This window comes from Streptomyces sp. NPDC048018 (assembly GCF_043202995.1).
In the GTDB taxonomy this organism is placed as follows: Bacteria; Actinomycetota; Actinomycetes; order Streptomycetales; family Streptomycetaceae; genus Streptomyces.
This window is the reverse complement of the sequence record NZ_JBIDBK010000012.1, coordinates 123,326-141,351: the sequence shown is the minus strand read 5'-3', so window position 1 is coordinate 141,351 and position 18,026 is coordinate 123,326. Positions and strand designations below refer to the sequence as shown.

Genomic DNA, 18,026 nt, shown 5'->3' with positions numbered 1-18,026 from the left:
TGCGGTACCCGGCCGTGCCCTTGTGGGGCTTCCGGCACGGCCAGCGCACATCCTCACGGCAACAGCGGCCGACTGACTGTGGCGGATGTCACTGAACGCCCTTATTTGAGCTAGTTCAGAGGTTACGCGCGGGTGTACTGCACACCGGGGCGCGGCGAACGGCGGCCCCTCGCGGGAGCTACGGTGCGAGGACGTCCAGTTCCCTGAGGGCGCCGACCGCGATCTGCCGGGTCAGCTCCTCGGCACGGGCCGCGTCCTTCTCCCGTACAGCCTCGGCGACCTGGACGTGGAGGGTGACCGCGGCCGGGTCGGGGTCCTCGAACATCACCTGGTGGTGGGTGCGGCCGGTGAGCACCTCGGCGACGACGTCGCCGAGCCGCGCGAACATCTCGTTGCCGGAGGCGTTGAGGACGACCCGGTGGAAGGCGATGTCGTGCACCAGATAGGCCTCCAGCCGGCGGCCGCGCGAGGTGGCGACCATGCCGAGGGCCTGCTCGGTGAGCTCGCGGCACTGCTCCGGCGTGGCGTTCAGGGCGGCGAGCCCGGCCGCGACGGGCTCGATCGCGGAGCGCAGCACGGTGAGCGAGCGGAGCTGGCGGGGGCGGTCGGTGCCGGCCAGGCGCCAGCGGATGACCTGCGGGTCGTAGACGTTCCAGCGCTCGGTCGCCAGCACGATGACGCCGACCCGGCGCCGGGACTCGACGAGGTGCATGGACTCGAGGACGCGGACGACCTCGCGCACCACGGTCCGGGAGACGTCGAAGCGCTCGGCGAGTTCGTCGGTGCGCAGCACGCTGCCGGGCGGGTACTCCCCCGCGGTGATCGCGAGACCCAGGGTGCTCAGGACGTGCGGGTGGAGCCCCTGGGCCGGTGTCGTCATGTGGTCAGCCTATGCGCGATCAGTGACGGGACCACAGCAGGGAACAAAAAGTACGACGTTTATGTCACACCCTCTTGAATACGTCGTACTCAATCGGTTTCATGAGCGCGACGGATCGATGTCGAAGAAGACAGCGAGGCACCACCCATGAGCACCACCCCCCAGCCCGGCACGGCGGACCGGCCCCCGGTCGTCGTCGTGATGGGCGTCGCCGGGACCGGCAAGACCACGATCGGCCCGATGGTGGCCCGGGCACTCGGCCTCCCGTACGCGGAGGGCGACGACTTCCACCCGGCGGCCAACGTCGCCAAGATGTCCGCCGGTGTCCCGCTCGACGACACGGACCGCGGGCCGTGGCTCGACGCCATCGGGGCGTGGGCGCACGGCCGGGCCGGACTCGGCGGCGTGGTGAGCAGCTCGGCGCTGAAGCGGAGCTACCGGGACCGGCTGCGCGCGGCCGCTCCCGGCGTGGTCTTCCTCCATCTGACCGGCGACCGGGAGCTCATCGAGGGGCGCATGGCCGCGCGCAGGGGCCACTTCATGCCCACCGCGCTCCTCGACTCGCAGTTCGCCACCCTCCAGCCCCTGCAGGAGGACGAGGCAGGCGTCGCCGTCGACGTCTCGGGCACCCCCGAGGACATCACCGCCCGGGCCGTCACCGCCCTGGGCGGACTCGCCCGCTGACGCCGCTCCCGACACAGACCCCACAGGCACCACAGGCACCACAGCCGGCGCGGTCACCGCAGTGAACGCCATCACCGCAGCACCACAGGCACCCCCCTCCGCACCCCCGTCCCCATCCCTCCGACTCCCAAGGGACCACCGTGACCAGTCTCAGTGTCGAGATCCTGGCAGCGGACGCCGCCGAACCGATCACCTCGGCGGGCAACGCCCAGCTCGGCATCGCCGTACTCGCCGGCATCGCCGTCATCGTCCTGCTCATCACCCGGTTCAAGCTGCACGCGTTCCTCGCCCTGACCATCGGGTCGCTGGCGCTCGGCGCGTTCGCGGGTGCCCCGCTCGCGGACACCATCAAGTCCTTCACCGCCGGGCTCGGCACGACCGTGGCCGGCGTGGGCGTGCTCATCGCGCTCGGCGCGATCCTCGGCAAGCTGCTCGCCGACTCCGGCGGCGCCGACCAGATCGTCGACACGATCCTCGCCAAGGCCGGCGGGCGGTCCATGCCGTGGGCGATGGTCCTGATCGCCTCGGTGATCGGTCTGCCGCTGTTCTTCGAGGTCGGCATCGTGCTGCTGATCCCCGTGGTGCTGCTCGTCGCCAAGCGCGGCAACTACTCCCTGATGCGGATCGGCATCCCCGCACTCGCCGGTCTGTCCGTCATGCACGGCCTGATCCCGCCGCACCCCGGCCCGCTCGTCGCCATCGACGCGGTCGGCGCCAACCTGGGCGTCACCCTCGCCCTCGGCCTGCTCGTCGCGATCCCGACCGTGATCATCGCCGGTCCGGTCTTCTCCCGGTTCGCCGCCCGGTGGGTGGACATCCCGGCCCCGGAGAAGATGATCCCGACGCGTCCGTCGGAGGATCTGGAGAAGCGCCCCGGCTTCGGCGTCACCGTGGCGACCGTGCTGCTGCCCGTCGTCCTGATGCTCGTGAAGGCGCTCGTCGACATCGTCGTCGATGACCCCGACAACGGCGTGCAGAAGGCCGCCGACGTCGTCGGCTCGCCGCTGATCGCCCTGCTCACGGCCGTCATAGTCGCGATGTTCACGCTGGGCCGGGCGGCCGGCTTCACCAAGGAGCGCCTGTCCTCCACCGTCGAGAAGTCGCTCGCCCCGATCGCGGGCGTGCTGCTGATCGTCGGCGCGGGCGGCGGCTTCAAGCAGACCCTGATCGACATCGGCGTCGGCCAGATGGTCCTCGACCTCTCGGAGAACTGGTCGATCCCGGCCCTGCTGCTCGCCTGGCTGATCGCGGTCGCGATCCGGCTCGCGACCGGATCGGCCACGGTGGCCACCATCTCGGCGGCCGGCCTGGTGGCCCCCCTCGCCGAGGGCATGTCGACGACCGAGGTCTCGCTGCTGGTCCTCGCGATCGGTGCCGGTTCGCTCTTCTTCAGCCACGTCAACGACGCCGGGTTCTGGCTGGTGAAGGAGTACTTCGGGATGAGCGTCGGCCAGACGGTCAAGACCTGGTCGGTGATGGAGACGATCATCTCGGTGTTCGGCATCGCCTTCGTGCTGCTGCTGTCGCTGGTGTTGTAGCCCACCGGCACCCCCCACGAGCCCGCGGGCCGGCCGTCCCCTCCGACGACCGGCCCGCGTCGTCGTGTCAGGCCACGGCCGCGGCCGCCGCCCGGCCGGCCGCGCGCCCCGAGAAGAGGCAGCCGCCGAGGAAGGTGCCTTCGAGGGAGCGGTATCCGTGGACGCCGCCGCCCCCGAAGCCGGCCGCCTCGCCCGCCGCGTACACGCCGGGGAGCGGTTCGCCGGAGGCGGTGAGGACGCGCGAGGAGAGGTCGGTCTGGAGGCCGCCGAGGGACTTGCGGGTGAGGATGTTGAGGCGGACGGCTATCAGCGGACCGGCCTTGGGGTCGAGGATGCGGTGCGGGGCGGCCGTGCGGATCAGCTTGTCGCCCAGGTAGCGGCGGGCTCCGCGGATCGCCGTGACCTGGAGGTCCTTGGTGAAGGGGTTGGCGATCTCGCGGTCGCGGGCGGTGATCTCGCGGCGCAGGGCGGCCTCGTCGACGAGGTCCTCGCCCGTGACGCGGTTCATCCCGCGTACGAGGGCGCCGAGGTCGCGCTCGACGACGAAGTCGGCGCCCTTGTCCATGAAGGCCTTCACCGGGCCGGGGACGTCGGCGCGGGCCCGGCCGAGGACGTCGCGGACCGATTTGCCGGTGAGGTCGGGGTTCTGCTCGGAGCCGGAGAGCGCGAACTCCTTGCCGATGATCCTCTGGTCGAGCACGAACCACGTGTGGTCGTGACCGGTCCGCATGATGTGTTCGAGGGTGCCGAGGGTGTCGAAGCCGGGGAACAGCGGCACCGGCAGCCGCTTGCCGGTCGCGTCGAGCCAGAGCGAGGACGGGCCGGGCAGGATCCGGATGCCGTGGCGGGCCCAGATCGGGTTCCAGTTCTCGATGCCCTCGGTGTAGTGCCACATGCGGTCGCGGTTGACGTGGTGCGCGCCGGCGTCCTCGGCGATGCCGAGCATCAGGCCGTCGACGTGGGCGGGGACGCCGGAGAGCAGCCGCGCGGGCGGGGTGCCGAGCCGCTCGGGCCACTGCTTGCGGACGAGGTCGTGATTGCCGCCGATGCCGCCGGAGGTGACGATCACCGCCTGGGCCCGGTACGAGAACTCGCCGGTGCTCTCGCGGCTGCTGGCGGTGCCGCGCGGGGCGTCGGAGGGGGCCAGGACCTCGCCGGTGACGGTGTCGACGGCGCCGGCCGTGCGGCCGAGTCCGGTGACCCGGTGGCGGAACCGGAAACGGACCAGTCCACGGGCGACGCCCTCGCGCACGCGGCGCTCGAAGGGGGCGACGAGGCCGGGTCCGGTACCCCAGGTGATGTGGAAGCGGGGCACGGAGTTGCCGTGGCCGTTGGCGTCGTAGCCGCCGCGCTCGGCCCAGCCGACGACCGGGAAGAAGCGCACCCCGAGACCGTGCAGCCAGGCCCGCTTCTCGCCGGCCGCGAAGTCGACGTACGCCTCGGCCCACTTGCGCGGCCAGGCGTCCTCGGGCCGGTCGAACCCCGCGGTGCCGAGCCAGTCCTGGAGCGCGAGGGCGTGGCTGTCGCGGATGCGCATCCGGCGCTGCTCGGGCGAGTCGACGAGGAAGAGCCCGCCGAAGGACCAGTGCGCCTGGCCGCCGATGGACTGCTCGGGTTCCTGGTCGAGCAGGATCACCGAACGGCCGGCGTCGACCAGTTCGGCGGTGGCGGCGAGGCCGGCGAGACCGGCCCCGATGACGATGACGTCGGCGTCGTACGACTCATGGGATGACATGGACCGCATCTTGGATACATGAATGTATCCAGTCAACGGTCCGGCTGCCTCCGGACGCTCCCGTTTTCTAATGTCGGGCATTAATATGGTGGTCATGGCAAGGACGTCAGGGCCCGAGACCCGGGAGAGACTGATCCGCGCGGCCGAGGAGGTCTTCGCGGCGAAGGGCGTCGACGGCGCCCAGCTGCGGGACGTCGTGAGCCTCGCCGGACAGAGCAACCCCTCCGCCGTGCAGTACCACTTCGGGTCCCGCGGCGGACTGCTCGACGCCGTCATGGCGGGCCGGCAGCAGCGCACCGAGCAGGTGCTCGCGCCCCTCCTGGACGCCGCCGCCGACGACACCCACGACCTCGTCGCCGCGCTCGTGACGGCCGAGGCCACCGAGCTGCGCACCGACCGGGGCCGGCGCTGTCTGCGGATCTCCGCACAGCTCAGCCACGAGAGCGGGGTGCGCACCCGCACCCCGCACCCCACACTCGCCGGCACCTGCTACTGGCGCCTCATCGAGCGGCTGGAGGCCTGCCTCGCCGCGAACGGGCTGCCCGGGCCGCTGCGCCTGGAGCGCCTCGACCTGGCGCTGACCGTCGTGGGCGCGGCCATGGCGGACCGGGCCCGGCAGTACCTCGACGGCACCGAGCCGCTGACGAGCGAGCCGCTCTTCCTCGCCGACCTCGTCGAGACCGCCACCGCACTCCTCCGGGCCGCGCAGCCCCGGAGCGTCTGACCCCCCGAGACGATCCCGAAGGGACCCCCGTGAACGACCTCACCGGAAAGACCGTGCTCATCACCGGCGGCGCCCGCGGCCTGGGCGCCGAGGCGGCGCGCCAGGCCGTGGCCGCCGGCGCGAACGTCGTGGTCACCGACGTCCTCGACGAGGACGGCCGGGCGACCGCGGCCGAGCTCGGCGAGCGGGCCCGCTTCCGCCACCACGACGTGACCTCCGAGGAGGAGTGGGCCGCTGCCGTCGCCTACGCCGTCGAGGAGTTCGGCGGGCTGCACGGCCTGGTGAACAACGCCGGCATATCGACCGGCGCCCTCCTGGAGACCGAGTCCGTCGAGCACTTCCGCAGGGTGCTCGACATCAACCTGACCGGCGTCTTCATCGGCATGAAGGCCGCCGTTCCGGTCATGCGGGAGGGCGGCGGCGGCTCGATCGTGAACATCTCCTCCGCCGCGGGCCTCATGGGGCTGGCCCTGACCGCCGGATACGGGGCCTCCAAGTGGGGCGTCCGCGGTCTGACGAAGATCGGCGCCGTGGAGCTCGGCACCGCGGGGATCCGGGTCAACTCGGTCCACCCGGGCATGACGTACACCCCGATGACGGCCTCCGTGGGCATCGAGAGGGGCGAGGGCAAGTACCCGAACACCCCGATGGGCCGGGTCGGCGAGGCGGACGAGATCGCGGGGGCGGTCGTCTTCCTGCTCTCGGACGCCGCCTCGTACGTGACGGGCGCCGAGCTGGCGGTCGACGGCGGCTGGACCACCGGACCGACGGTCGAGTACGTCATGGGCCGGTGACGGCGGCACCGACCACCGGGCGGCGGTGGCGGTCCGGGCGGCGGTGACGGTCCGGGCACCGGCGACGGCCGGGCTCCGACGACCGCCCGGCTTCGGCGCCCGCCGCGCTTCGATGACCGCCGGGCTTCGATGACCGCCGGGGCTTCAGTGATTTCATGGGCGCATGAGCGCCTCTGACGAAGTACTCGACGTCGTCGACGAGCACGACCGGGTCGTGGGCCGGGCCCCGCGCGGCGAGGTGTACGCGCGCGGCCTGATCCACCGCTGCACCTTCATCCACGTACGGGACGGCCAGGGCCGGGTCTTCGTGCACCGCCGCACCCCGACGAAGCTGGTCTACCCCTCCCTCTACGACATGTTCGTCGGCGGCGTCGTCGGCGCCGGCGAGTCCTACGACGACGCCGCGCTGCGCGAGGCCGAGGAGGAGCTGGGGGTGTCCGGGCTGTCCCGGCCCGTCCCGCTCTTCCGCTTCCTGTACGACTCCGGGGGCGTCGCCGGCAAGTGGTGGTCGGCGGTCTACGAGGTGCGCTGCGAACTGCCCGTGCGGCCGCAGGCCGAGGAGGTGGCCTGGCACGCCTTCCTGCCGGAGGAGGAGCTGACGGCCCGGCTCGCCGAGTGGGAGTGGGTGCCGGACGGCCGCGCCGCGTACGAGCGGCTGCTCGCGCACCGGGGCCGTTAGGGTGCGTGCGTGAGCGACTTCGTACAGAGCCTGCGGCTGTGGTTCGCGCCGCAGCGCCTCCGGGAGGAGGGTGAGACCCCCGACTACCGCTTCTCGCTGGCCAACGAGCGGACCTTCCTCGCCTGGATCCGGACCGCGCTCGCCCTGATCGGCGGCGGGTTCGCCGTGGACCAGTTCCTGCCGGACCTGCGCTGGGGCGTCCGGGTCGGGCTCGCCCTCACCCTGATCGCGGCCGGGGTGCTGTGCGCGCTGCGCGCCGTCAACCACTGGGTGCGCTGCGAGCGGGCCATGCGGCGCGGGGAGGACCTGCCCGTCTCCCGCTTCCCGACCGTGCTGAGCCTGGCGGTCGCGGTGGTCGCGGTGGCGATGGTGGTGGTCGTGGTCTTCGGCTGGGCCGGGCGGTGAGCCCGTCGGCGGCCGTACGGGACCCGGGCCTGCAGCCCGAGCGGACCAGGCTCGCGTGGCGGCGTACGACGCTGTCGTGCACGGTCGCCGCGGTACTCGCGGCGAAGCAGGCGATCCACGACGGGGTGACGGCCACCGCGCTGGTCGCCGCCTGTCTCTCGGCCCTGGTGTGGATCGGCTTCCTGGCCGTCGCCCACCGCAGGATCCAGGCCCTCGACACACCCCGGCCGGGGCCACTGTCCCACCGGGGCGCGCTGCTCGCCGCCCTGTGCACGGTGGCGTTCGCCGGCTTCGCGGTCGCCGTGGTGCTCTGAGCGCCCCGCGCATGCCGCGGCACGGGCCACGCGGCCGCGACACCACCGTACGAAACCTGCCGGAAAGTGCATTCCGGTCTAGCCTGAGGGCGTCACCCCACCCCCTCGCAGAGGCGGAGCCATGACCGCTGTCCACCACGAGCACGCCACCCACGCGCACACCCACGGCCCGACGTGCGGGCACACCGCCGTCACCCACCAGGACCACGTCGACTACGCCCACGACGGGCACCTGCACCGCGAGCACGCCGGGCACTGGGACGAGTGCGAGCCGTCCTCGCACGTCGCGCACGCCCACCCCGACCACGCCCACGGGCCGGACTGCGGGCACCCCGCGGTCGCACACGGCGACCACGTGGACTACGTGCACGACGGGCACCGGCACGCGGAGCACGGCGACCACTGGGACGACCACTGACCCCGGTCCGGCTCGCCGCCCGCGCCGGCTTCCCCCGGACCCGGGCCGACTGGCACTCTTCCCCTGTCCAGTCGGGCTCTCAACCGGGGGATTCCCTTTGCCTGCCACCGATCCCTACGTGGTCGCGCTCGCGCCCCACGTCCACGCCTTCGTCCAGCCCGACGGCGGCTGGTGCCTGAACAACGCCGGCTTCGTCGGCGACGCGGGCGAGACGCTGCTCGTCGACACCGCCGCCACCGAACGCCGGGCCCTGCGGCTGCGCGACGCCGTTCGCGACGCCGGCCTGGCCGCGCCCCGCACGATCGTCTCCACGCACCACCACGGCGACCACACCTACGGCAACGGGGTGTTCCTGCCCGAGGCGCGGATCGTCGGGCACGAGAACTGCCGCACCGAGCAGCTCGCCGCCGGGCACCAGCTCCATCTGCTCTGGCCCCGGACCGACTTCGGGCGGGTCGACATCCTGCCGCCCCAACTCACCTACCAGGACCGGCTGACGCTGCACGTGGGCGACATCGAGGTGCGGGTGATCCACCCGGGCCCGGCGCACACCACCGGCGACTCCGTCGTGCATCTCCCGGAACAGGGCGTGGTGTTCACCGGCGACCTGGTCTTCCACGGCGGCACGCCGTTCCTGCCGGTGGGCTCGCTGGCCGGCTCCCTGCGCGCGCTCGACCTGCTGCGCTCGCTGGACGCGCCGACCGTGGTGCCGGGCCACGGCCGGGTCACCGACCCCTCCGCGTACGACACGACCGAGCGCTACCTGCGCTGGGTGGAGGAGCTGGCGGCCGAGGGCCACGCGAAGGGCGCGACGCCGCTGGAGACCGCGCGCACCGCCGATCTCGGCGAGTTCGCCGCGTGGCGGGAGAGCGAGCGCCTGGTCGCCAACCTGCACCGCGCGTACGCGGAGCTGGACGGCCTGCCGGAGGGGCATCCGCTGGACCCGGCGGCCGTGTTCGGGGACATGGCGGCGATGAACGGCGGTGTGCCGGTGGCCTGCCACGCGTAGCGCTCGCGCCGCGGCGCGGCGGCGGCCGGACGACGGGGTGGCGTGCTACCAGCGGGCGGGACGCCATTGCGGGGACGCCGCACGCATCGCCGCCGCGTCGTCGCGGTCGCGCAGCGTGCCGTCGTCGTCCAGCCAGCGGCGGTGCAGGTCCGCGAGACGGTCGTGGTCGAGTGCGATCCCGAGACCGGGCGCGTCGGAGACGGCGAGGCGGCCGGCCCGGAAGTGCGGGCGGGTGGTGACGACGTCCTCGGTGAGCCACGGGTAGTGGGTGTCGCAGGCGTGGTCGAGGCGGGGCAGGGTGGCGGCGACCTGGGTCATGGCGGCGAGGCTGATGCCCAGGTGCGTGTTGGAGTGCAGGGACAGCCCGACACCGTACGTGCGGCAGAGCGCGGCGAGCTCGCGGGTGCGGTGCAGGCCGCCCCAGTAGTGGTGGTCGCCGAGCACGATCCGTACGGCCCCGCGCGCGAAGGCCCCGGGGACCTCCTCGAAGGTCGTGACGCACATGTTGGTGGCGAGCGGCACGTCCGTCCGGGCGGCCGTCTCGGCCATCGCCGCCGTGCCGGTCACCGGGTCCTCCAGGTACTCGAGCACGTCGCCGAGCTCGCGGGCGACCTCGAGGGCGGTCTCCACGGACCAGGCGCCGTTGGGGTCGAGGCGCAGCGGGCGGCCGGGGAACTCCTGGGCGAGGGCGCGGACCGTCGCGGTCTCCTGCTCGGGCGCGAAGACCCCGCCCTTGAGCTTGAAGGAGGGGAAGCCGTAGCCGCGGTCGAAGCGGCGGGCCTGCTCGACGACTCCGGCCGGATCGAGGGCCTCGCCCCACGCGTCGGGGGCGCCGCCGGGGTGGGCGGCCCACTTGTGGAAGAGGTAGGCGCCGTACTCGACCTCGGCGCGCACCCTGCCGCCGAGCAGGGCGTGCACGGGCAGGCCGAGGGTCTTGCCGAGGGCGTCCAGGCAGGCGGTCTCGACGGCGGAGACGACGGAGAGCCGCAGTTTCCCGGCCGTCCGGACGCCGCGCAGTCCGCCGGCCTCCACCCGCCCGTCCACGTCCCCCGGGCCGGCCGGGGGACAGACCTCGGCGGCCAGCGCGAACAGGCCGTTCACATCCGTGACCGATCGGCCGGGCAGCGCCTCCGCCAGCGGGCGGGCCAGGTCCAGATAGGCCGTGTCGCCGTAGGTCTCGCCGAGTCCGGTGACCCCACCTGCGGTGACCACCTCCAGGACGAGACGGGGAGTGAAGGGCTGGTGGACGCCCTGGGTGTTGAGGAGGGGCGGGTCGGCGACGAGGACGGGGGTCAGCCGGACATGGTCGATGCACAGCGCTGAATCCACATGTGAACCCTATTCAGGACGCAGGACGGAGCCCCGGAGGCGCGCATGGGGCGCCCCGCGCCCCGGAGCGGCGGGGCCGGCCGCGGATCCGCGCTTCCCGGGAGTCGGCGCGCGGCCCGGGCGCGGGTCCCGTACGTGCCCGGCCGGCTTCACAGCGGCACCTCTGGACGACATACCGACTGGTCGGTCATGATGAGCACGACGCCGACCCCGGAGGTATGCCCGCATGAGTTCGCCCTCGCAGCCCGCTCCCCCGCCCCCCGGCCTCGACCTCGAACGGCTGCGCGGTCACCTGGACCGGGAGCGCCCCGGTCTGGTCACCGGCCCGCTGGAGGCGCGGCTGATCGAAGGCGGCCGCTCGAACCTCACGTACGCCGTGACCGACGGCACCCGCCGGTGGGTCGTCCGCCGTCCGCCGCTCGGCCACGTCCTCGCCACCGCACACGACATGAAGCGGGAGCACCGGGTGATCAGCGCCCTGCACGCCACCCCCGTGCCCGTGCCCGGGGTGGTCACGCTGTGCGAGGACGAGTCGGTGCTCGGAGCGCCGTTCTACGTCATGGAGTTCGTCGAGGGCACCCCGTACCGGTCCGCCGCCGAGCTCGCCCCGCTCGGCCCGGAGCGCACCCGCGCGGCCGTCCTCGGGCTGGTCGACACCCTCGTCGACCTGCATTCCGTGGATCCGGCCGCCGTCGGGCTCGCCGACTTCGGACGGCCCGAGGGCTTCCTCGACCGGCAGCTGCGCCGCTGGGGCAAGCAGCTCGCCGCCTCCCGGGGCCGCGAACTCCCCGGCATCGACGAGTTGCACGCCGCCCTCGGCCGCAGCCTGCCGGGCTCCCCCGCGGCCACCGTCGTGCACGGCGACTACCGCCTCGACAACGTCCTGATCGGCACGGACGACCGCATCATGGCGGTACTCGACTGGGAGATGTCGACCCTCGGCGACCCGCTCACCGACCTCGGCCTGCTCGTGATGTACAGCACGCCGCTCGACCTGCCGGACTCCCCCGTCTCCACGACCGCCACGGCCGCCGGACACCCGAGCAGCGCGGAGCTGATCGAGCGCTACGCCGCCCGCTCCGGCCGTGACACCGGCGCCCTCGCCTGGTACACGGCCTTCGCCTGGTTCAAGCTCGCCGTGATCCTCGAGGGCATCCACTACCGCTACACCCTCGGCCAGACGGTCGGCGCCGGCTTCGACCGGATCGGGGCACTCGTCCCGGTGTTCATCGACCACGGCCTCACGACCCTCCAGGAAGGCTGATCCGCCATGCACTTCGCGTACGACGCCCGCACCGAGGAACTCCGGGCGAGGCTCCTCGCCTTCATGGACGAGCACGTGTACCCGGCCGAGGCCGTCGCCGAGGAGCAGCGGGCCGGGCTCGCCTCCCCGTGGGACACCCCGCCGGTGGTCGAGGAGCTCAAGGCCGAAGCCCGCCGCCAGGGCCTGTGGAACCTCTTCCTGCCGGACGAGGAGTACGGGGCCGGGCTCACCAACCTCCAGTACGCGCCGCTCGCCGAGATCACCGGCCGCAGCCCGCACCTGGCGCCCACGGCCCTCAACTGCGCGGCTCCCGACACCGGGAACATGGAGATGCTCGCGCAGTTCGGCGACGAGGCGCAGAAGAAGCAGTGGCTGGAGCCGCTGCTCGCGGGCGAGATGCGCTCGGCCTTCGCGATGACCGAGCCCGAGGTCGCCTCGTCCGACGCGACGAACATCGAGACCCGGATCCGGCGGGACGGCGACTCGTACGTCATCGACGGGCGCAAGTGGTACATCTCCGGGGCGATGAACCCCGACTGCGGGATCTTCATCGTCATGGGCAAGACCGACCCCGACGGCGCCGACCCGCGCCGCCAGCAGTCGATGATCCTGGTCCCCCGCGACACCCCCGGTCTCGAGGTGCGACGCGCGATGCGGGTGTACGGCTTCGAGGACCACTCCCACGGCGGCCACGCCGAGGTGGTCTTCGACGGCGTCCGGGTGCCGGCCGGCCATCTGATCGGCGAGGAGGGCGGCGGCTTCGCCATCGCCCAGGCCCGCCTCGGCCCGGGCCGCATCCACCACTGCATGCGCCTGATCGGCATGGCCGAGCGGGCCGTGGAGCTGATGTGCCGGCGCGCGGTGTCCCGTACCGCCTTCGGCAAGGCCCTCGCCCAGCAGGGTGTCGTGCAGAACTGGGTCGCGGACGCCCGGGTGACGATCGAACAGCTGCGGCTGCTCGTCCTGAAGACGGCCTGGCTGATGGACACCGTCGGCAACCGGGGCGCCCACACCGAGATCCAGGCCATCAAGATCGCCACTCCGCGCGCGGTCGTCGACATCATCGACAAGGCCGTCCAGGTGCACGGCGCGGGCGGCGTCTCGCAGGACTTCCCCCTCGCCGAACTGTGGGCCGCGGCCCGCACGCTGAAGCTGGCGGACGGTCCGGACGAGGTGCACCAGCGGTCGCTGGCCCGGCGGGAGTTCAAGAAGTACCTGTAGCCGGCCCCGGACCGGTGACGGGGGCGTCGGGGCGGTGCGGTGCCGTGTGACTCCCCGGACGCGGGGGCCGGTTCGGCGGCGTGGTCGCGGGCGGCCACGCCGACCGCCACGAGCCCGCGGTCCGGCTCCGCCGCCCCACCCGGCCCGTGGCCGCGTGGTCACGGTCGCGTGACCACCGTGACCGCGCCGGTCACGGCCGCGTGGTCACGGTCATGCGGCCGCCTGACCGCTCATGCCCGCGTGCACCGTCGCGGCCGCGCGGTCACGGGCGCAGGGCACGCAGCAGCAGGTCGGCCAGGTGGTCGGCGACCTGCTGGGGGGTCAGCGGGCCGTCGGGGCGGTACCAGGTGGACAGGTGGTGGACCGAGCCGAAGTGGTAGTCGACGACCAGGTCGGCGGGGGTCGCGGTCGAGAAGACCCCCGCCTGCTGCCCCTCCTCGATCAGGGCGCGGAAGCGCTCGTGGTAACGCCTGCGCTCGACCCGTACCTGCTTGTTCTTCTCCGGGCTGAGGTGGTGCATCGAGCGGAAGAAGATCGACGCGTCGTCGAGGTTCTCGATGGTGGTGACGACCACGTCGGCGGCGGCGCCCCGCAGGCGCTCCTGGATGGGCGCCCCGGAGCCGGCGAAGGCGTCCAGCCGCTCCTGCTGGAGCCGCAGCACCCGGGCGTAGACCTCCTGGAGCAGGTCCTCCTTGGAGCCGAAGTAGTGATAGAGCGCGCCCTTGGTGACGCCCGCCGCCTCGACGATCTCCTGAACGGAGGTCCGGTCGTAGCCCTGCTCCGCGAAGAGCCGGGTGGCGGCGGCGAGGAGTCTCTGGGGGACGGGGGCGCCGTTCCCGTCGGTCGTCCTGGCCATTGCTGCGCCGCCTTTCCTTGATCTCGTGCTCACTACCGGGAACGGAGGTCCCGCCTGAGGATCTTCCCACTTGTCGTCTTGGGGAGCTCCGGCAGGATCTCGACCTCGCGCGGATACTTGTACGCGGCGAGCCGCTGCTCGCAGTAGGCGGAGAGTTCGGCCCCGTCCGCCTCGGCACCGGGACGGAGGCTCACGTACGCCTTGACGGTCTCGCCGCGGTAGGCGTCGGGGATGCCGACGACGGCGGCCTCGCGCACGGCCGGGTGGGTGTAGAGGACGTCCTCGACCTCGCGCGGCCAGACCTTGAAGCCGGATGCGTTGATCATGTCCTTCTTGCGGTCGACGACGTAGAGCCAGCCGTCCTCGTCCATGAATCCGATGTCTCCGGTGCGCAGCTCGCCGCCGGGGAAGGCGGCGGCGGTGGCCTCGGGCAGCCGCCAGTAGCCGGGCACGACCTGGGGGCCGCTGACGGCGATCTCGCCGTGGGTGCCGAAGGGGACGTCGGCGCCGTCCTCGTCGACGATGCGGACGAGGCCGTCGGGGCCGGGGACGCCGACCGAGAGGGTGCCGGAGGCGGGGTCGACGGGCGCCTCGCGCTGGGGCGGTACGGCGGCGCAGGGAGCGGTGCACTCGGTGAGGCCGTAGCCGTTGTGCAGGTACGGGCCGAAGCCCGCGCGGAACTTCTCGACCAGGGCGGGGGGCACCGGGGCGCCGCCGGAGGAGATCACGAGGAAGGACGAGAAGTGGTCCGGGGTGGCGGCCGGGTGCGCGGCGAGCGCCATGAAGGCGGTGGAGGGGCCCACGGTGTAGGCGGGCCGGTGCTCCAGGAAGGCGTCGAGGACGACCCCCGGCTCGAAGCGGTAGGCGAGGGCGAGGGTGCCGCCGTTGGCGAAGGAGGTGGCGAGTTCGCAGACGAGTCCGGTGATGTGGAAGAGCGGCGCGAGCACGAAGTAGACGCCGCCCGGGGGGATCGGGTGGCCGACGCGCTGGCGTTCGGCGTTGTGCACGATGCCCCGGTGCAGATTGAGCGCGCCCTTGGGGGTGCCGCTGGTGCCCGACGTGTAGCTGATCAGCGCGACGTCGTCGGTGCCGAGCTCGCGCCCTTCGGGGGCCGGGTGCCCGGCGCGGGCGGCCGCGAGGAGGTCGTCGACCTCGGTGGGGACCGGAGCGAAGCCGAGGACGCGGGCGTCGTCCCGGGTCTGCAGCTGGCGCTCGTCGGCGGTGAGGGCGACGTCCACCCCGGTCTCGGCGGCGGTGTCGCGGACGTAGCCGTCCCAGGCGCGGTCGGAACAGATCACGGCGCGGGCGCCGGAGTCGCGCAGCGCGTGGGCGACCTCGCCGGCCTTGTACATGGGGTTGAGCGGGACGACGGTCGCGCCCGCCTTCCAGGCGCCGAGCAGGGCGAGGACGAAGTGCGGGCTGTTCTGGAGCATGACCGCGACCCGGTCGCCGCGCTCCACGCCGCGGGCGGCGAGGTGTCCGGCGACGGAGTCGGAGAGGGCGTCGGTCTCGCGGTAGGACAGCCGCCCGTCGAAGTAGACGAGCGCCGGGTGGTCGGGGGTGCGGGCGACGGCGGCCCGGAAGGCGTGCAGGGCGGTGGGCGGCGGGGTGACGGGGGCGCGCTGGGCGTCGGTGAGCAGGCCGAGCCAGGGCTTGGCGGCGTAGACCGAGTCCGTGCGGGCCGGGCCGCCGGCGGCCGGGGCCGAGGCCGTTCCCGGAGCGGGGGCCGGGGCCGGGGCGGGGGCGCCGGCGGCCGGGGCCGGGCCCGAGGCCGGGGCCGGGGCCGGGGCCGAGGCCTCCGAGGGCGCCGCCGCCTGGCCCTCGCGTGCTCCCTGCGTGTCCTGGGTCATGCGCCCGCCCCTTCCCACTTCTGCTGGATGTGGTTCATGTTTCCGATCCACCGCTCGGGATCGGTGGCCCTCGCCCGGTAGTAGCCGGCGACCTCGGGGTGCGGCAGGACGAGGAAGCGGTCGGCGTCGATGGCGTCGAGGAGCGCGTCCGCGACGGTCTCGGGCTCGATCGCGGTGGGGGCGAGCACGAGCTCGCCGGCCGATCCGGAGGCGGTCAGCATGTCGGTGCGCACGCCCTGCGGGCAGATGGCGTGGACCTTGAGGCCCCGGTGGCGGTAGGTGAGCGAGAGCCATTCGGCGAAGGCGTAGGCGCCGTGCTTGGAGACGCTGTACGGGGCCGCGCCGACCATGGTGAGCAGTCCGGCGGCCGAGACGGTGGAGACGAAGCGGCCGCTGCCGCGTTCCAGCCAGTCGGGCAGCAGGGCGCGGGCTGCCCGGACGTGGGCCATCACGTTGACGTCCCAGGCGGCGGCCCAGACCTCCTCGTGGGCGAACGCGTCACCGGGCGAGGGGAGTCCGGCGTTGGCGCACCAGACGTCCACGGTGCCGCCGAGCGCGGCACGGGCCTCCTCGACGACCGCGGAGGCGTCACCGGGCACGGCGAGGCCGCCGATCTCCTCGGCGACGGCCTTGGTGCGGTCGGGGTCGAGGTCGTTGACGACGACGCGGGCCCCCTCGGCGGCGAACCGGCGGGCGAGCGCGGCGCCGATGCCGCCTCCCGCTCCCGTGACGACGACTCCCGCGCCCTGCACCGTGCTCATGCGGCCCACCTTCCGTTGCGGATCTACGAGCAGACTAACCAGTCGGTATGGAGCGGGGGAAGGGGTCGGCGGCAAGGCTCCTCCCGCACGCCTCGTTCCGCGCGGCCGTGGTGGGCGCTAGCGTGCGTGGCCATGTCAGGGAAGGCGATCAAGGAGGTTTCCATGAGCCTGTCCAGACGGGGCCTGCTGGCCGCGGGCGGCGCACTGGCGGCGGGGTCGGCCGCGGGAGCCGCTCCCGCGGCCGCCGACGCGCCGGCCGGCCGGGGCCGGCGCGTGCGCACGGGCTTCGAACGGCTGGCCGCCGGCGGATACGCCGCGCTCGCCGGTCAGCGGGTCGGCGTGGTCACCAACCCGACGGGGATCACGGCCGAGGCCCGGCACGTCGTCGACGTCATGCACGCCGACGACCGGGTGGACCTGGTGGCCGTCTTCGGCCCCGAGCACGGCTTCCGCGGCACCGCCCAGGCGGGCGGCTCGGAGGGCCGCTACGACGACCCGGCGACCGGACTGCCCGTCTACGACACGTACCTGAAGAGCGGTCAGCCGCTCGCGGACGTGTTCACGGCCTCGGGCGTGGACACCGTCGTCTTCGACATCCAGGACGTCGGCGCCCGCTTCTACACGTACATCTGGACGCTCTACGACTGCATGGCGGCGGCCGCGCTCGCGGGCAAGCGGTTCGTCGTCCTGGACCGGCCGAACCCGGTGACCGGACGGGCCGCGCTGGGGCCGGTCCTGGACCGGGCGTTCGCGACCTTCGTGGGCCGCGAGCCGATCGCGCAGGCGCACGGGATGACCGTGGCGGAGCTCGCGCGGCTGTTCAACGGCGAGTTCCTGGAGCGGCCGGTACCGCTGGAGACGGTGGCGGTGAGCGGCTGGCGGCGGGGCGACTTCTTCGACGCGACCGGGCTGCCGTGGGTGCCGCCCAGCCCCAACATGCCGACGGCCGACACCGCGCTCGTCTACTCCGGCACCTGCCTCTTCGAGGGCACCAACCTCTCCGAGGGACGCGGCACCACCCGCCCCTTCGAACTGCTCGGCGCGGAGGGGATCGACGGGCGGTGGGCAGAGGCCGCGAACGCGGTCGGCCTGCCCGGCGTCCGCTTCCGGGAGGCGTACTTCGCACCGACCTTCTCCAAGTTCCAGGGCAGGACGGTCGGCGGGGTGCAGCTGATGGTGCACGACCGGGAGGTCTTCGATCCGGTACGGACCGGGATCGCGCTCCTGGTCACCGCCCGGCGCACCTGGAGCGGCTTCGCGTGGCGGGCGGACCAGTGGATCGACCGGCTGACCGGCTCGACGCGGGTGCGCACGATGATCGACGCGGGTGCGCCGGCGGACGAGGTGGCGGGCGCCTGGGAAGCTGACCTGGCGGCGTTCCGGGCGGTGCGCCGGGAGTACCTGATCTACCACTGAGGGGCTGTCCCCCGTGCGCTTCCGGGGGCGGGCGGGATGTCCCCGTCCGCCCCCGGGCACGGCGGCCGAGTCCGTGAACACTTCCCTACGACCCCGCCGCCGCCCCTCGCCGCACCGCCGGCCCTTCTGTGCGTGGGCCTTCCGGCGGT

Annotated in this window: 18 protein-coding genes; 12 read left to right on the top strand and 6 right to left on the bottom strand. The window is 73.4% G+C overall.

Annotated elements, in window-relative coordinates; translation table 11 throughout:
- Nucleotides 1-178: 178 nt before the first annotated feature.
- The gene (locus tag ACGF1Z_RS32650) at nucleotides 179-880 is read right to left on the bottom strand and encodes a FadR/GntR family transcriptional regulator (protein WP_393009714.1); all 702 of its coding nucleotides are present in this window, start codon (nucleotides 878-880) and stop codon (nucleotides 179-181) included.
- Between the two features lie 147 nt (nucleotides 881-1,027).
- On the opposite strand from ACGF1Z_RS32650, the gene ACGF1Z_RS32645 reads away from it, so the two are divergent.
- Both ACGF1Z_RS32645 and ACGF1Z_RS32640 read left to right on the top strand, forming a co-directional pair.
- Complete coding sequence (locus ACGF1Z_RS32645; protein WP_393009712.1) at nucleotides 1,028-1,564, top strand: gluconokinase; 537 nt, start codon at nucleotides 1,028-1,030, stop codon at nucleotides 1,562-1,564.
- A 140-nt stretch (nucleotides 1,565-1,704) separates the two neighbouring features.
- Nucleotides 1,705-3,102 (top strand): gluconate:H+ symporter, encoded by a 1,398-nt coding sequence (locus ACGF1Z_RS32640; RefSeq protein ID WP_393009710.1) that lies wholly within the window; start codon nucleotides 1,705-1,707, stop codon nucleotides 3,100-3,102.
- 67 nt (nucleotides 3,103-3,169) lie between these two features.
- Here the strand turns inward: ACGF1Z_RS32640 and ACGF1Z_RS32635 are convergent, their stop codons facing one another.
- A complete protein-coding gene (locus tag ACGF1Z_RS32635; RefSeq protein WP_393009708.1) occupies nucleotides 3,170-4,846 on the bottom strand; it encodes an FAD-binding dehydrogenase in 1,677 nt (558 codons plus the stop codon).
- A gap of 85 nt (nucleotides 4,847-4,931) precedes the next feature.
- Between ACGF1Z_RS32635 and ACGF1Z_RS32630 the strand changes: the two genes are divergently transcribed.
- The 7 genes from ACGF1Z_RS32630 to ACGF1Z_RS32600 all read left to right on the top strand — a co-directional run bounded on the left by ACGF1Z_RS32630 (nucleotide 4,932) and on the right by ACGF1Z_RS32600 (nucleotide 9,180).
- Complete coding sequence (locus ACGF1Z_RS32630; RefSeq protein WP_393009706.1) at nucleotides 4,932-5,561, top strand: TetR/AcrR family transcriptional regulator; 630 nt, start codon at nucleotides 4,932-4,934, stop codon at nucleotides 5,559-5,561.
- A gap of 29 nt (nucleotides 5,562-5,590) precedes the next feature.
- Entirely contained in the window at nucleotides 5,591-6,355 is a 765-nt protein-coding gene (locus ACGF1Z_RS32625) for a glucose 1-dehydrogenase (RefSeq protein ID WP_393009704.1), read from the top strand.
- A gap of 163 nt (nucleotides 6,356-6,518) precedes the next feature.
- Nucleotides 6,519-7,034 (top strand): NUDIX hydrolase, encoded by a 516-nt coding sequence (locus tag ACGF1Z_RS32620; protein ID WP_393009703.1) that lies wholly within the window; start codon nucleotides 6,519-6,521, stop codon nucleotides 7,032-7,034.
- Nucleotides 7,035-7,043: 9 nt separating this feature from the next.
- On the top strand, nucleotides 7,044-7,439 hold the full coding sequence (locus ACGF1Z_RS32615; RefSeq protein ID WP_393009701.1) for a YidH family protein: 396 nt from the start codon (nucleotides 7,044-7,046) through the stop codon (nucleotides 7,437-7,439).
- Nucleotides 7,436-7,753: a DUF202 domain-containing protein gene (locus tag ACGF1Z_RS32610; protein ID WP_393009699.1), complete on the top strand. Its 318-nt coding sequence runs from the start codon at nucleotides 7,436-7,438 to the stop codon at nucleotides 7,751-7,753. Before ACGF1Z_RS32615 ends, ACGF1Z_RS32610 begins: the two co-directional genes overlap by 4 nt.
- A 121-nt stretch (nucleotides 7,754-7,874) precedes the next feature.
- Nucleotides 7,875-8,171 carry a hypothetical protein gene (locus ACGF1Z_RS32605; protein WP_393009697.1) on the top strand — a complete coding sequence of 99 codons (297 nt, stop codon included), beginning with the start codon at nucleotides 7,875-7,877 and terminating at the stop codon, nucleotides 8,169-8,171.
- 97 nt (nucleotides 8,172-8,268) lie between these two features.
- The gene (locus ACGF1Z_RS32600; protein ID WP_393009695.1) at nucleotides 8,269-9,180 is read left to right on the top strand and encodes an MBL fold metallo-hydrolase; all 912 of its coding nucleotides are present in this window, start codon (nucleotides 8,269-8,271) and stop codon (nucleotides 9,178-9,180) included.
- 45 nt (nucleotides 9,181-9,225) lie between these two features.
- Here the strand turns inward: ACGF1Z_RS32600 and ACGF1Z_RS32595 are convergent, their stop codons facing one another.
- Nucleotides 9,226-10,509, bottom strand: a complete 1,284-nt coding sequence (locus tag ACGF1Z_RS32595) for an enolase C-terminal domain-like protein (RefSeq protein ID WP_393009693.1) — start codon at nucleotides 10,507-10,509, stop codon at nucleotides 9,226-9,228.
- Nucleotides 10,510-10,735: 226 nt separating this feature from the next.
- Between ACGF1Z_RS32595 and ACGF1Z_RS32590 the strand changes: the two genes are divergently transcribed.
- Nucleotides 10,736-11,773: a phosphotransferase family protein gene (locus ACGF1Z_RS32590; RefSeq protein WP_393009691.1), complete on the top strand. Its 1,038-nt coding sequence runs from the start codon at nucleotides 10,736-10,738 to the stop codon at nucleotides 11,771-11,773.
- Between the two features lie 6 nt (nucleotides 11,774-11,779).
- Nucleotides 11,780-12,994, top strand: coding sequence for an acyl-CoA dehydrogenase family protein (locus ACGF1Z_RS32585; RefSeq protein ID WP_393009689.1), 1,215 nt, complete (start codon nucleotides 11,780-11,782; stop codon nucleotides 12,992-12,994).
- Nucleotides 12,995-13,256: 262 nt separating this feature from the next.
- Here the strand turns inward: ACGF1Z_RS32585 and ACGF1Z_RS32580 are convergent, their stop codons facing one another.
- The 3 genes from ACGF1Z_RS32580 to ACGF1Z_RS32570 are packed head-to-tail and all read right to left on the bottom strand — an operon-like array spanning nucleotide 13,257 to nucleotide 16,461.
- Nucleotides 13,257-13,850, bottom strand: coding sequence for a TetR/AcrR family transcriptional regulator (locus ACGF1Z_RS32580; RefSeq protein ID WP_393009687.1), 594 nt, complete (start codon nucleotides 13,848-13,850; stop codon nucleotides 13,257-13,259).
- Nucleotides 13,851-13,882: 32 nt separating this feature from the next.
- Nucleotides 13,883-15,700: a class I adenylate-forming enzyme family protein gene (locus ACGF1Z_RS32575; RefSeq protein ID WP_393009685.1), complete on the bottom strand. Its 1,818-nt coding sequence runs from the start codon at nucleotides 15,698-15,700 to the stop codon at nucleotides 13,883-13,885.
- Nucleotides 15,697-16,461 carry an SDR family oxidoreductase gene (locus tag ACGF1Z_RS32570; protein WP_393009683.1) on the bottom strand — a complete coding sequence of 255 codons (765 nt, stop codon included), beginning with the start codon at nucleotides 16,459-16,461 and terminating at the stop codon, nucleotides 15,697-15,699. The genes ACGF1Z_RS32575 and ACGF1Z_RS32570 overlap by 4 nt, the downstream gene beginning before the upstream one ends.
- Before the next feature lie 162 nt (nucleotides 16,462-16,623).
- Here ACGF1Z_RS32570 and ACGF1Z_RS32565 point away from each other — a divergent pair, with 162 nt between their 5' ends.
- Nucleotides 16,624-17,877, top strand: a complete 1,254-nt coding sequence (locus tag ACGF1Z_RS32565; protein WP_393009681.1) for an exo-beta-N-acetylmuramidase NamZ domain-containing protein — start codon at nucleotides 16,624-16,626, stop codon at nucleotides 17,875-17,877.
- Nucleotides 17,878-18,026: the final 149 nt, after the last annotated feature.